Origin of the sequence: Rhodanobacter panaciterrae (genome assembly GCF_014651895.1) — a bacterium.
GTDB lineage: Bacteria > Pseudomonadota > Gammaproteobacteria > Xanthomonadales > Rhodanobacteraceae > Rhodanobacter > Rhodanobacter panaciterrae.
This window is the reverse complement of the sequence record NZ_BMXT01000002.1, coordinates 627,804-640,711: the sequence shown is the minus strand read 5'-3', so window position 1 is coordinate 640,711 and position 12,908 is coordinate 627,804. Positions and strand designations below refer to the sequence as shown.

Below are 12,908 nucleotides of genomic sequence, written 5' to 3'. Positions count from 1 at the left end.
GTTGTGCCGGCGCATTCATGCGCCTCATTGTCCCACTCATCCAGTGCCTCTCATGACCAAGCCGTCCGACCTGTCACGCTGCCACTGGGCCACCGGCAGCGATGCCTTGATGTGCCACTACCACGACACCGAATGGGGCACGCCGCTGCACGACGACCGCGGCCTGTTCGAGTTCCTGTGCCTGGAAGGCGCGCAGGCCGGATTGTCCTGGCGCACCGTGCTGGCCAAGCGCGAGAACTATCGCAAGGCCTTCCACAACTTCGAGATCGCCCGGGTCGCCGCGATGAAGGACCGCGAACTGGAAAAGCTGCTGCTCGACCCCGGCATCATCCGCAACCGGCTGAAGGTGACAGCCACGCGTGACAACGCGAAAGTCGCGCTGGAAGTGATCGAGGAGTTCGGCAGTCTGGACGTCTATTTGTGGTCATTCGTCGACGGCAAGCCACTGGTCAATCGCTGGCGCGACAAGAGCGAGGTGCCGGCCAGTACCGAGTTGTCCGACCGCATGAGCAAGACGCTGAAGAAGCGCGGCTTCCGTTTCGTCGGCACCACCATCTGCTATTCGCTGCTGCAGGCGACCGGGATGATCAACGATCACCTGGTCGGCTGTTTCCGGCATGACAGGTTGCGTTAAACGCGCTGGCTGCGTCGCAAAAACTTCCGACACGTCGGTGGGCAGACTGATGCAAATGTCGATCCGCTCACACAATCGCGCGAAACGATGGCAGCTATCGTTCAGCCTGTGAAATCCGTGCTGAACAAATATGACAGTGGTGCTTGTATGCCAGGCATGCATGGCGCAAAGATGCCGCGGGACTTCACCGGCAAGCGAATCGTCAGCGTCAATCAGGCGGGATTCGGGCACAGGGGCCACGGAAGGAAATATACGGTGTCGTCTCGCCAGGCATTCCGCCAACGTTGCATCCTTCGGAGCATTCCATGCATACCCGCCGCCTCAAATCCACACTGATCTGCCTCGCGGTGCTCGGCGCACTGTCCGCCGCACCGGTGATGGCGCAGACCGCCGGCACGCCCGTTTCCACGAGCACCACGAATCACGAGTCGACCCGGTTGAGCACCGAGTTCACCAGCTTCGCCGGTTCGAGCGCGAACTCGCAGGCGCTGGTAACCGGGCTGCGCGACGGCACCGCGATCACGCTGACTGAGACCACCGCAGCTACGGCCACCACGCCGAGCACAACGACGACGACAACGTTCACGCCGGACACCGGCAAAATGGGCTACGGCAACGTGAAGATCGCGCTGTCGCTGACCGAGGCGATTCTCGCAAAAGACGGCATCACCGACCCGACCGCGGCCGAGCTGACCGCCGCGCTGAACGGCGGCACGCTGGTGCTGGCCGATGGCACCAGCATCGACCTGAAAGGCGTGCTGGCCCAGCGTGCCGCTGGCGAGGGCTGGGGCCAGATCGCCAAGGCCGACGGTTTCAAGCTGGGTGACGTGATGCGTTCGCCGAAGGCTGCCGGCGTCGCCGCCGCGAATGGACATGCGCATGTCCACGTGGAGAAGGTTGAGCTGGCCAAGACGCATGGCGTCGATCATGCGGGCAAGCCCGAGCATGTGGCCAAGGTGGATCGCCCTGATCGCCCCAGCAAGCCGGATCGTCCCGAGCACCCGGATCACCCCGATCATGCCGGTCGTCCCGGCGGCTGAGCTCGCCCTTCCCATTTTGTAATTCATGCAGGCCCGGTGTGATACCGGGCCTGCTGCCATTCCCATATCTGCAAGGAAACCCCTTACATGCGTAACCCACAACACTGGATGATCGTCGGCGGACTGCTGCTGATCGGTGCACCGGCAGCCCATGCCGCCACGTCCGACAGCGACCAGTTCAGCGTTTCCGCCGGTGCCAATTACAGCAGCGGCAAGTACGGCACCGACACCACCACCGACATCTGGTCGGTGCCGGTAACGGCGGCGTATCAGACCGATCGCTGGACGTTCAAGCTCACCGTGCCGTACATCAGCATCAGCGGTGCGGGCGACGTGATTCCCGGCGTGGGCAAGGTGAAGAACGGCAATCCGAAAGGGCGCGGCAACGGTCACGGCAATGGCGGGACGACACCCACGCCAAGCACCACCACCAGCGGTTCGGCCTCGGGTCTGGGCGACATCACGGCATCGGCCGGCTACGAGCTGTTTGGTAGCGCCGATCACTCGTTCGGCCTGGATCTCACCGGCAAGGTGAAGTTCGGTACCGCCGACGAGAACCAGGGCCTGGGCACCGGCAAGAACGACTACGGCGTCTCGCTGGATACCTACAAGGTGAGCGGTGCCTGGACAGCGTTCGGTGGCGTGGGCTGGATGAAATACGGCAGCTCGCAGTACATCCAGCTGAAGAACGGCTTCAACGCGAACATCGGTGCCGACTACAAGCTGAGCTCCACGGACAGCATCGGCGCGTACTACTACTACCGCGAGCGGATTGCCGATACCGGCGCACCGCAGAGCGAGCTCACCGGTTACTGGAACCACAAGTTCAACGAGAGCTTGCGCGTGCAAGCCTACGCGCTCGCCGGCTTCGCCAATGGCAGCCCGGATTACGGCGTTGGTGCATCGCTGAAATACAGCTTCTGATCCACCCGGCTCCGTGCGCAATGCCGCACGGAGCCGTCTGCTGGCGTGCGCTATTTGCACCGCGATCCACGGGCGGCGGATGTAGCTGCGGGTGGATTCGAGAGGGTGGTTGAAACCGAAAAGACGTTGACGCTGTGTCGCAGGACCGCCGCCGTCGTGCTCAATCGGTTGTTTGTTGGGAGTCATCGGGAGAAGCTGGTGTTACGGATTGCCTCGCAGGTGTGACGCGCGGACAGTCCGGCCAACTTCATCGTTCGACGTGAATGTCGTCGTCCCGCTCCCGGAGATACCCCATGTCCCTCATCAACCGCCAACTTCGCCTCAAGACGCGCCCCGAAGGCCTGGTACAGCGCGAGAATTTCGATCTGGTGAAAGAGGCCGTGCCCGAACTGAAGGACGGCGAGGTACTGCTGCGCGTTTTGTACATCTCGATGGACCCGACCAACCGCGTGTGGATGCGCGACATCCCGCAATACCTGCCACCGGTGGCGATCGGCGAAGTGATGCGCGCGCTCGGTCTCGCTCGCGTGGTGCGATCGCGTTCGGCGCAGTATCAGGTAGGTGACCTGGTGCAGGGCGTCACCGGCTGGCAGGATTATCTGGTTCTGCATGACAGCGCCAAGGGCTACACACGCCTGCCTGCCGACCCCGGCGTACCGCTGCCGACCCTGCTCGGCGCCTGCGGCATGAGTGGCGTCACCGCTTACTACGGCCTCACCGACATCGCCCCGGTGCAGCCCGGGGAAACCCTGGTGGTCTCCGCAGCGGCCGGCTCGGTGGGTTCCATCGCCGGCCAGATCGGCAAGATCATGGGCGCGCGCGTCGTCGGCATCGCCGGCGGCGCCGACAAGTGTCGTTACCTCACCGACGAGCTGGGCTTCGACGCCGCCGTCGATTACAAGGCGGCGGACTTCAAGCAGCAGCTCAAGGCCGCCACGCCCGACGGCGTGCACGTCAACTTCGAGAACGTCGGCGGCGAGGTGATGCGCGCGGTGCTCTCACGCATGGTCATCGGCGGGCGTGTCGCGTTGTGCGGGTTGATCTCCGGCTACAACAGCGGCGAGCGGCCCAGCGACGACTACGGTGTGTTCGTGATGAAGCGGCTCAGCATGCGGGGATTTCTGGTGCTGGATTACACGAAGACGCGTGAGGCGGTGCAGGCGCTTTCAGGGTGGATTCGTGAGGGGAAGTTGAAGGCGGAAGAGACGGTGGCGGAGGGGTTGGAGAATGCGCCGGTGGTACTCAATCGGTTGTTTGATGGGAGTCATCGGGGGAAGTTGGTGTTGCGGGTGGACCCGCAAGCGTAAGGTGCGGTTGTTCTGTAATGTCTGCTTTCGACGGCGGACATATCTAATTTGGTCAAGGATTGGGTGGATGTTGACATTCAGAGCGACCAGAATGCTGGCAACTTGGACCTTGGGCGCGTTGCTTTTATTTGGCGTGACGAGCTGTTTTGCTGGTGAAGCGAGACCCATATCGTCGATCTATGGAATCTGCCTAATCGGCTTTAACGAGCTGCCCCTCAAGGTCAACGGTCCCTCAGATGTGGAATTTGCGAGTCTGATCTATCAGGGGCGCGTTGTTGCTCAGTTCCGAACAAACATCCTCGGACCAGAGATTGTCGTTCCTAACGACGAACTCGATCGTTGGCGTGGCGGCGCTTTGATTTTAGTGAAGAGTGGAAATGACTACGTGGGCGTCAAGAAGACCAGCTATGACGCTTATCCAAGCGTATATGTGTCTCTGTTGGTTGGAACACATTTGCCCCGAACATTAAGTTCTTTGGCTCTCATGCAGGGACTCGTGTCGTGCGATCTGACGGCACCGCTAGATGTTAGCTCTCCCCCAAAGATCGACGCGGGTATCACAGAAGCGGGCGTTTTTTGATCGATTTGTAATATCCGCCTCCACCCAAAGTAGATGTTCCCAGATATCGTTCTGGCTTATTTGCGGTCAACGTTGAAGCAAGGGCTTTCGTGCGCCTTCGGCGCCCGAGTTACTTTCTCTTTGTGTGGCCAAAGAGAAAGCTAACCAAAGAGAAAGGCCACCCCGCTTGGCGCTTGCCGGGCATCCTGCCCGGCAAGTCCGTGAGCTGAGGCCGGGCTTTTCGACAGGGCATCCTGCCCTGGCGAAAAGGCATCGGCATCCATGCCGATGCCCCTGCGGGCCTGTCGTCCCCAGCTCACCGCCGCACAGGGGCCCTGGGTAGAGCAGCGGGCCTTCGTGGCCCGCACTCGGTGAAAAGCTCAAAAGCTCAAAAGCTCAAAAGCTCAAAAGCCAGGGCAAGAGCGAAGCGTGTTCTGCCGCGGCTTTGCTCTTGGTCTGCTGTTGATCTGGCTCTTCTGAAAAGTACGCGCAGGATGCGCGTTGCTCTACCCGGGCCCCCTCTGAAGCGGCGGGCGGGTGGAGGAAAAGCCCGCAGGGTGGCCGGCATGGATGCCGGCCAGTTTGGCGTCAGGGCAGGATGCCCTGTCGACAAACCCCGTAACCCGGCCGCGGACCTTGCGGGCAGGGATGCCCGCAAGGCGCGTAAGCGGGGTGTCGTTTTCTCTTGGGTACTTCTCTTTTGGACAAGCAAAAGAGAAGTACCTCGCCCTCCGAAGGAGGGTGAAAGCTCTAGCTCTGCTTTTAGCGGGACTTCCCTTCGCAGGAATCGTCCGCGAAGCCACACCACTTAATCCGAAATCGCCAACACACACTCATCCGCCCCGTAACTGCGGCAACACACCGGAAAGATCGACATGCTGCCCGGCGCGATGGCAGGTCCCAGCAAACCCTCCAGAAAGCCGCCGAAGAAACTGCAACCGGAATGGCCGTCGGTGCATAGCGGACTGTCGTGGATGTGCAGCTGGCTACCCTCCTGATCGACTTCAACCAGCGCGTGCAGCGCAGGCACGCCGAGGCGCTCGATGGCATCGCGCAGATCGAGTCCGTCATCCAGCAGGTATTCGCTCTGGAAAACCCAGCTCCCTGTACGCTTGCCTGCCAGCGCCAGCGATGACGCGCGCGCCGCCTCGGCCACCGACTGTTGCAATAACAGCAGCTGCGGCACGATCTTCGGATAGTCGCGTTCCAGCGTGCTCAGCATCTTTTCGACGGCGGGCTCGTCGGGCCCCAAGGGCACCAGCTCGACGAATGGCGTCGCAACCACGGCGGTGGGCGGCGGTGCAGATGGTCGCGGCGTGGGCTGGATGAATTCGAACTCCGGTTCCGCGGGCGGAGCTTGCGGCGACTCAGACGCATCCACCGGTGTGCTCGCGGCAACTGCTTCGGCAGCCTTTGCGGGAGTGTTCGTCGACGGTGCCGCTGGTGGGGTGACAGACGACGCGGGTGCAACCGTGGGCGGTGCCGGCGGTGGTGTATACGCTGCTCGCGGAAGTGACATCGCGAAATGTGGTTTCGGCTCGCCCTCTACATACGGGAACATCTGAAAGCTGATGAAGCGCTCATACGCGCCCAGTGCCGCTTCCAGCGCTTTCCTTCCGCGCGAGGGGCCGCGCACCACCATCGTCAGCAGGATCCCATGGGGATCCTGCACCAGCCGCTGCCGCTGCAAAGTGAATCCGTTGGCCATCACGAACCGGCCGACTTCGATCAGCAGGCCCTCCCGGCTTGGCGAAAGGCCCTGGATTTCCAATTCGATCATCAGTCTCCTGCAGGCAAGGCCGGTGGAACACATGGAATGGAGCGACGCCCGTTGCCGCGTACAGGCCATGGCCTGCAGCGGAGGGCATCCGCGATGTGCAGGGATTCTAGGGTGAATCGGGTGGTGCGGGCAGTCTCGTTGTCAGCGCGCATGCGCAGCGTCATGGCATGCCGACGGCGAAGCACGTATCGTCGGCGCTCACCCGCTGCAGGCAAGCCATGAGCACGCCAAAGTCCTTCCCCCACGCGGGTTTCCTCAGCCAGCTGGAGTTGCATGGTGCGTCTGCCTGCATCGACGCGGGCACACCGCTGTCGGCGCCGCTGACACGTGTGCTTATGGCCGTGGATGAAAACGGCCAAGCGGCGACGGCGTCATTGATCCAGCTGCTGCAGGCGCGACAAGCCGTGTGGCAGGCGTCGTTCGATACCGGCGTGGTGGCTGATGAGCTGCGCCGATACCAGAAGTTCGCCAAGCCGGGCCAGCCATCGCCGCAGATTGTGCGGCTGCGCCAGCAGCAGGCGGCGGCTCGGCAGGCGAGCAGTCAGGCGCGGCAGACGTTCATCCGGGCCGCTGCGGCGTTTGCTCGCGACGCGGGCATCACGGTGCCGCCACGGGTGGGGCTGGAAGTGTTCATTACTAACTGGATCGATGCCAACGTGCCGACGGCATTCGTCGCGACGGAGTGAAGCGCGTTACTTGCGTCGCGATCCGCGCAGGTTGTCGATCGAGAAGCTGGCGATCTCGCCACCGTCGGAACCACGTCGCGGTTGTCCGACGGGCGGTCCCCACGCATGCGCGGTGACCACTTCCCATGTTGCCGGAATGCGGCCGTCCACGCGCATCGCCTCGTAGGCGGCGAGCATGCGCTGGTAGCGTGACTTGCCGGTGAGGCCGCGTTCGCGCGTGCTGTCGGCATTGGTGGCGCCGAGGCCTTGCAGTTCTTCGAGCAGCTTACGTGGTTCGCTGTAAGTCAGGGTGTAGCGGAACACGTCCAGCACCGGATCGCGCAGCCCGGCGTTGAGCATGGCGTCGCCGATGTCGTGCATGTCGAGGAAGCGGCTGACGTGCGGCTGCTGGTCGGCCTCGGCCCATGCCGCGCGCAATTCCTTCAGCGTATCCGGGCCAAAGGTGGAGAACGCCAGCAGGCCGCCGGGTTTCAGCACGCGCACGCATTCGCCGAACAGCGCGGGCAGGTCGTCGATCCACTGGAAGCACAGGTTGGAATGCAGCACGTCAACGCTGTGGTCGGCCAGCGGCAGCGATGTCGCTTCGGCGCACACGCGGATGAACGGCTTCAGCCAGCTGCTGTGCTGCTTCGCCGCGCGCAGCATCGGCAGGGCGAGGTCGACCGCGATCACCTCGGCCTTGGCATAGCGCTGCTTCAGCAGGGCACTGCCGCGGCCGGTGCCGGCGCCGACGTCGATCACGCGTTGCGGAGTTTCCGTATAGAAGTCCAGACGCTCCAGCAAGGCGGCCTGCACTTCACGCTGCAGCACGTCGTGTTGTTCGTAGCTTTTGGCGGCGCGGCCGAAGTGACGGCGCACCAGCTGGCGGTCGAGGTGGAAGTCGCTCATCGGACGTGCTCAGGGTGAAAGTGTGCCAGCAAGGGCTGGAGTGCCTGCGCCACCGCGTCGGCATGGCCGAAGAACGGCGCATGGCCGGCGTGTTCGATTTCGTCGTAGCTGCCGCCGCATTGGCTGGCCGACCATTGCATCGCCTGTGGATGCACCAACCGGTCGCGGCGGCCGGCGATCCATGCACTCGGCGCACGGAGGTCGGGCAAGCCGGCGCGGCGATCGCCGGTGTCCAGGATGCGGATGCCTTCCTGCAACACGCGCAGATCGGGTTCGCCGCGGGCGAACACCAGCGTGCGCAGCTGGCGCAGTTCGGCGCGTGGATCGGCACTGCCCATCGCCTCCAGTGCGAGGAAGCGCTCGATCGTGCCGTGGTAATCGGTTTCCAGATCGGTGGCCAGCTGCTGCACCATCGCGGCATCGTTGCCATACGGCCAGCTGGCGTCGCGCACGAAACGCGGCGTGGCGCACAGCATCGCGAGGCCGCGTACCTGCTGCGGCAGGTCCAGTGCGGCGGTCAACGCGATCAGCCCACCCAGCGACCAGCCCAGCCAGATCGCCGGCGGGGTGATGGCGGCAATCGCGGCGGCGCAGGCGCTCGGCTCCAGCAGCAGTCCGCAATCGCGTGAATAGCCGTGGCCGGGCAGGTCGACCACGTACATCGTGCAATGTGCTTCCAGCGCCTCGATCAGTGGCGCCAGCACGCCACCATGCATCGCCCAGCCATGCAGCAGCACCATCGGCACGGGGCCGTGGCCATGCGTCTCCATGTACAGGCTCATGCCCCGCCCTTATGAAGCACCGCGCTTTCCGTCTTCGCCTCCTCTCCCCCTTGGGGAGAGGATTGAGGTGAGGGGCGGGTGCTCGCGGAAGAGTCCGTCGAAGCGTGCTCTGCATCAGCTTCGTCGTCAGAGTGTCCCCTCACTCCAGCCCGCTCACCCGCAAGGGGAATCCCTAGGGGTCGCTCGGAGGGGAGCGGGGGTGCAGGCAGAAGCTGGCTGTCCACCGCAACGCGTCCATCGAACACGAAACAGTCGCCGCGCCAGTGGCTGCCGTCGGTCTGTTCCAGGTATTTCAGGATGCCGCCTTCGAGCTGGTAGACGTCCGACATACCGAGATCGCGCATGTGCAGCGCAGCTTTCTCGCAACGGATGCCACCGGTGCAATACGAGACAATGGTCTTGCCCTCGTAGCGCGCGCGGTCGGCAGCAATGGCGGCGGGAAACTCGGTAAAGCTGGCGATGCGGTAGTCCACCGCCTGCGGGAATTTGCCCACGTCGGTTTCGTAGTCGTTGCGTGTATCCAGCAAGACGACTTCGCGACCGTCATCATCGTGGCCCTGATCCAGCCAGCGCTGCAGCGTGAGCGCGTCCACTGCCGGCGCGCGGCCACCTTCGGGGCGGATCGTCGGCAGCCGCATCGTGATGATTTCCTGCTTCAGTCGCACGCGCATGCGGCCGAACGGCACTTCGTCCGACAACGACTCCTTCGGCTCGATATCGGCGAAGCGCAGATCTTCGTGCAGGCTGGCGATGAAGTCGTTAATCGCGGCGCGGCTGCCGGCCAGAAACAGGTTGATGCCTTCCGGCGCCAGCAGGATCGTGCCCTTCAGCGCCAGCGCTTCGCAGCATGCAAGCAACTGCTCGCGCAGCGTGGGCAAGTCGTCCAGACTGACGAATTTATAGGCGGAGATGTTGACGATCGACATGCGGGGCTATCGGCAGAGCAAGCGGGCAATTATACGCGGCGGCGGCTGGACGCCTGGCTTCAGGTGGATGAGGGTGGCAGACGCAAGGTTTCCAGCGCGGCCAGCAGGTGGTCGACATGCGCTTCCTCGTGGGCCGCCGACAGTGTGATGCGCAGGCGGGCCTGACCGGCGGGCACGGTCGGCGGGCGGATCGCACTGACCAGCAAGCCTTGTCCTTCCAGCGCTTGTGCCGCGGCTAGTGCGGCATCGGCGCTGCCCAGCAGCAGCGGTTGGATCGCGCTGGCTGACGTCAGCAGCGGCAGGTCGAGTTCCATCGCGCCGCTGCGGAAGCGAGCGATCAGCGCGGTGAGTTTTTCGCGTCGCCATGCTTCGGCCTGCGCCAGTTGCACCGCCTCGAGTGCGGCGGCGGCCAGCGCCGGCGGCATCGCGGTGGTGTAGATGTACGGGCGCGCGAACTGGATCAGGCCTTCGATCAAGGCAGCCGGACCGGCGACGAAAGCGCCCATGCAACCGAGCGCCTTGCCCAGCGTGGCCATCAGCAGCGGGACTTCATGCTGGCCCAGGTTGGCGGCGCTGATGCTGCCGGCGCCATTAGTGCCAAGCACGCCAAGACCGTGCGCGTCGTCGACCATGAAAGTGGCGCGTTCACGGTTACACAAAGCCGCCAGTTCGTGCAGCGGCGCGACATCGCCGTCCATGCTGAACACGCCATCGGTCGCCAGCAGTGCGGCGGTATCCGGACTGGCGGCCAGTTGCCGCGCGGCAGCGGCGACATCGGCATGCGGATAGCGCTTCAGTTCGGCACCGCTGAGCTTCGCGCCATCGAGCAGGCAGGCGTGGTTGAGTTTGTCTTGCACGCAGATATCGCCGCGTGTCAGCAGCGCCTGTAGCACGCCGAGGTTCGCCATATAGCCGGTAGAAAAGAGCAACGCGCGTTCGCGCCCGGTCCATACGGCCAGCGCCTCTTCCAGCTCCGCATGTTCGGTGCGGTGCCCGCAGATCAAGTGTGCCGACGTGCTGCCAACACCTTCCGACCTGGCTGCGCGTGTGAGCGCAGCGATCAGCTGCGGATGCTGCGCCAGGCCTAGATAGTCGTTGCTGCAGAAGGACAGCAGACGCTGATTGCCGGTTTCCAGCCAGGGGCCGTCGACATGGTCAATCGTACGCAGTCTACGCAGCAGTTTCGCGTTCTCGCGTTCGGCCGTCTGGACGGCCAGACGTTCGATCAGGTCAGGCCGCAACGCTGCAGCCACAGCCTTGTCCGCAGCCAGCCTGACTCAAGTCGGGGTGATCGCTTTCCAGGATATCCGCGTGCACGGTGCCGGCTTCCTCGATCACCTGCAGCGGATGCAGGTCGAGCCGGCGGAACAGCGCCCGGTCGTGTTCCACGTCCGGGTTGCCGGTGGTCAGCAGTTTCTCGCCGTAGAAGATCGAGTTGGCGCCCGCGAAGAAGCACAGTGCCTGCACCGCGTCGTCCATCTGCTGGCGACCGGCCGACAGGCGCACCATCGAGGCCGGCATCAGCAGCCGCGCCACCGCGATGGTGCGCACGAATTCGAACGGATCCAGCGCCGCGGTGCCGGCCAGCGGCGTGCCTTCGACCTGCACCAGCTGGTTGATCGGCACCGACTGCGGATGCTCGGGCAGGTTGGCCAGCGTCTGCAGCAGGCCGGCGCGCTGGTCGCGCGACTCGCCCATGCCGACGATGCCGCCGCAGCAGGTCTTCATGCCGGCATGGCGCACATGCTCCAGCGTGTCGAGCCGGTCCTGGTACTGGCGGGTGTGAATTACCTCGCCGTAGAACTCCGGCGCTGTGTCGAGGTTGTGGTTGTAGTAGTCGAGCCCGGCGGCCTTCAGCGTGTCGGCCTGCGGCCCGCTCAGCATGCCCAGTGTGGCGCAGGTTTCCAGGCCCAGGCCTTTTACCGCGCGCACGATCTCGGCTACCTTCACCACGTCGCGGTCCTTCGGGCCGCGCCAGGCCGCGCCCATGCAGAAGCGACTGGCGCCGGCATCCTTGGCCGCCTGCGCGCGTTCCAGCACGGCTTCGACGCTCATCAGCTTTTGCGCCTGTACACCGGTGTCGTAGCGCGCTGCCTGCGGGCAATACGCGCAGTCTTCAGGGCAGCCGCCGGTCTTGATCGACAGCAGGGTGGATACCTGCACCGCGTTCGGATCGTGGTGTTCGCGATGCACTGAATGCGCGCGATGCAGCAGCTCGTTGAACGGCAGCGCGAACAGGGCACCCACTTCGGCGCGGGTCCAGTCGTGGCGGATGGCGGTGTCGACCATGGAACAGCAACTCCCATACATGAATCGCGAAAGTGTGGGAGTCGCCCCGGGGAGTGTCAACCAAATGTGTTGAATGATTGGTTGACACGGGCGTGGCCACGGCTCAGCCGCTACCATCGTGCTACCTGAAGGCAACGAAATGTGGAGCGGAGCAGCATGAGCGAAGGACAAGGCAGCAGCGGCAACGTGCTCGCAGCCATCTGCAGTTTCTTTATTCCGGGCCTCGGCCAACTGGTGCAGGGCCGCTTGCTGATGGCGATCATCATGTTCGTGCTGGCCGGTCTGTTGTGGATCGTGCTGCTGGGATGGTTGATTCACTTGTGGTCGATTCTCGACGCCGCGCTGTACAAGCCGGGCCGTTGAACGGAGATGCGCATGGACGCGCTGACCAAACCATGGCGACGACTGCGGCATTTCGTGTTGCCGCTGCGCTGCCTGCTGTGCGGCGCAGCCGGCGCCGGTGGCATCGATCTGTGCGCCGATTGCGCGGCCGAGCTGCCACGCAATCGCAGTTGTTGCATGCGTTGCGCGTTGCCGCTGGCCACGCCGGCGCAACAATGCGGTGAATGCCTGCGCCGCGTGCCACCATGGAATGCGGCATGGGCGCCGTTCCGCTACGGCTGGCCGCTGGACCGACTGGAATCGCGCTACAAGTTTGGTGCCGATCTCGCCGCCGGTCGCGTGTTGTCGACGCTGTGGCGACGCGAACCTTGTCCGATCGATCTGCCGCAACTGCTGCTGACCGTGCCGCTGCATCGCAGTCGGCTGCGCCAGCGTGGTTACAACCAGGCGCTGGAGCTGGCTCGTCCGCTGGCACGCAGCCTCGATGTACCGCTACGCCACGATGTACTGCAACGTGTTCGCCCGACCAAGGCGCAGACCGAACTCGACGCGCTTGGCCGTCGTCGCAACGTGCGCGGCGCTTTCGCATTGCATGCAGGTGCTGAGCTGCCGGCGCATGTGGCAATCCTCGACGACGTGATGACCACCGGAGCCACCGTCGCCGAATGTGCCCGCGTGCTCAAGCGGGCCGGCGTGCGGCGAGTGGATGTGTGGGCACTGGCGCGGGCACCTTCACCGCGCGGTTAGCACG

At 64.1% G+C, this 12,908-nt stretch carries 14 protein-coding genes; 8 read left to right on the top strand and 6 right to left on the bottom strand.

The genetic code is table 11. The annotated features are described in order from the left end of the window. Nucleotides 1-52 precede the first annotated feature (52 nt). From IE071_RS12290 to IE071_RS12270, 5 genes are all read left to right on the top strand, one after another. Nucleotides 53-634, top strand: coding sequence for a DNA-3-methyladenine glycosylase I (locus tag IE071_RS12290; RefSeq protein ID WP_189441472.1), 582 nt, complete (start codon nucleotides 53-55; stop codon nucleotides 632-634). Between the two features lie 305 nt (nucleotides 635-939). Continuing rightward, entirely contained in the window at nucleotides 940-1,674 is a 735-nt protein-coding gene (locus IE071_RS12285) for a hypothetical protein (RefSeq protein WP_189441471.1), read from the top strand. Between the two features lie 87 nt (nucleotides 1,675-1,761). Continuing rightward, entirely contained in the window at nucleotides 1,762-2,598 is an 837-nt protein-coding gene (locus IE071_RS12280) for a transporter (protein WP_189441470.1), read from the top strand. A 293-nt stretch (nucleotides 2,599-2,891) separates the two neighbouring features. Then, nucleotides 2,892-3,905, top strand: a complete 1,014-nt coding sequence (locus IE071_RS12275) for an NADP-dependent oxidoreductase (RefSeq protein WP_189441469.1) — start codon at nucleotides 2,892-2,894, stop codon at nucleotides 3,903-3,905. A 67-nt stretch (nucleotides 3,906-3,972) separates the two neighbouring features. Next, complete coding sequence (locus IE071_RS12270; protein ID WP_189441468.1) at nucleotides 3,973-4,485, top strand: hypothetical protein; 513 nt, start codon at nucleotides 3,973-3,975, stop codon at nucleotides 4,483-4,485. Nucleotides 4,486-5,272: 787 nt separating this feature from the next. On the opposite strand, the gene IE071_RS12265 is transcribed toward IE071_RS12270, so the two are convergent. Next, entirely contained in the window at nucleotides 5,273-6,313 is a 1,041-nt protein-coding gene (locus tag IE071_RS12265) for a hypothetical protein (RefSeq protein ID WP_229792884.1), read from the bottom strand. Nucleotides 6,314-6,411: 98 nt separating this feature from the next. Here IE071_RS12265 and IE071_RS12260 point away from each other — a divergent pair, with 98 nt between their 5' ends. Then, nucleotides 6,412-6,930 (top strand): hypothetical protein, encoded by a 519-nt coding sequence (locus tag IE071_RS12260; RefSeq protein ID WP_229792883.1) that lies wholly within the window; start codon nucleotides 6,412-6,414, stop codon nucleotides 6,928-6,930. 6 nt (nucleotides 6,931-6,936) lie between these two features. Here the strand turns inward: IE071_RS12260 and bioC are convergent, their stop codons facing one another. From bioC to bioB, 5 genes are read right to left on the bottom strand one after another with little or no spacing between them, the layout of a single operon-like run. Further along, entirely contained in the window at nucleotides 6,937-7,818 is an 882-nt protein-coding gene (bioC, locus tag IE071_RS12255; protein ID WP_189441467.1) for a malonyl-ACP O-methyltransferase BioC, read from the bottom strand. Then, nucleotides 7,815-8,600 carry a pimeloyl-ACP methyl ester esterase BioH gene (gene bioH / locus IE071_RS12250; RefSeq protein WP_189441466.1) on the bottom strand — a complete coding sequence of 262 codons (786 nt, stop codon included), beginning with the start codon at nucleotides 8,598-8,600 and terminating at the stop codon, nucleotides 7,815-7,817. The genes bioC and bioH overlap by 4 nt, the downstream gene beginning before the upstream one ends. Then, complete coding sequence (locus IE071_RS12245) at nucleotides 8,597-9,526, bottom strand: sulfurtransferase (RefSeq protein WP_189441465.1); 930 nt, start codon at nucleotides 9,524-9,526, stop codon at nucleotides 8,597-8,599. The genes bioH and IE071_RS12245 overlap by 4 nt, the downstream gene beginning before the upstream one ends. 59 nt (nucleotides 9,527-9,585) lie before the next feature. Next, on the bottom strand, nucleotides 9,586-10,779 hold the full coding sequence (gene bioF / locus IE071_RS12240) for an 8-amino-7-oxononanoate synthase (RefSeq protein WP_229792882.1): 1,194 nt from the start codon (nucleotides 10,777-10,779) through the stop codon (nucleotides 9,586-9,588). Next, nucleotides 10,757-11,815 carry a biotin synthase BioB gene (bioB, locus tag IE071_RS12235; protein WP_189441464.1) on the bottom strand — a complete coding sequence of 353 codons (1,059 nt, stop codon included), beginning with the start codon at nucleotides 11,813-11,815 and terminating at the stop codon, nucleotides 10,757-10,759. The genes bioF and bioB overlap by 23 nt, the downstream gene beginning before the upstream one ends. 156 nt (nucleotides 11,816-11,971) lie before the next feature. On the opposite strand from bioB, the gene IE071_RS12230 reads away from it, so the two are divergent. Continuing rightward, nucleotides 11,972-12,178, top strand: a complete 207-nt coding sequence (locus tag IE071_RS12230; protein ID WP_189441463.1) for a hypothetical protein — start codon at nucleotides 11,972-11,974, stop codon at nucleotides 12,176-12,178. 12 nt (nucleotides 12,179-12,190) lie between these two features. Continuing rightward, nucleotides 12,191-12,904 carry a ComF family protein gene (locus IE071_RS12225; protein WP_229792881.1) on the top strand — a complete coding sequence of 238 codons (714 nt, stop codon included), beginning with the start codon at nucleotides 12,191-12,193 and terminating at the stop codon, nucleotides 12,902-12,904. Nucleotides 12,905-12,908: the final 4 nt, after the last annotated feature.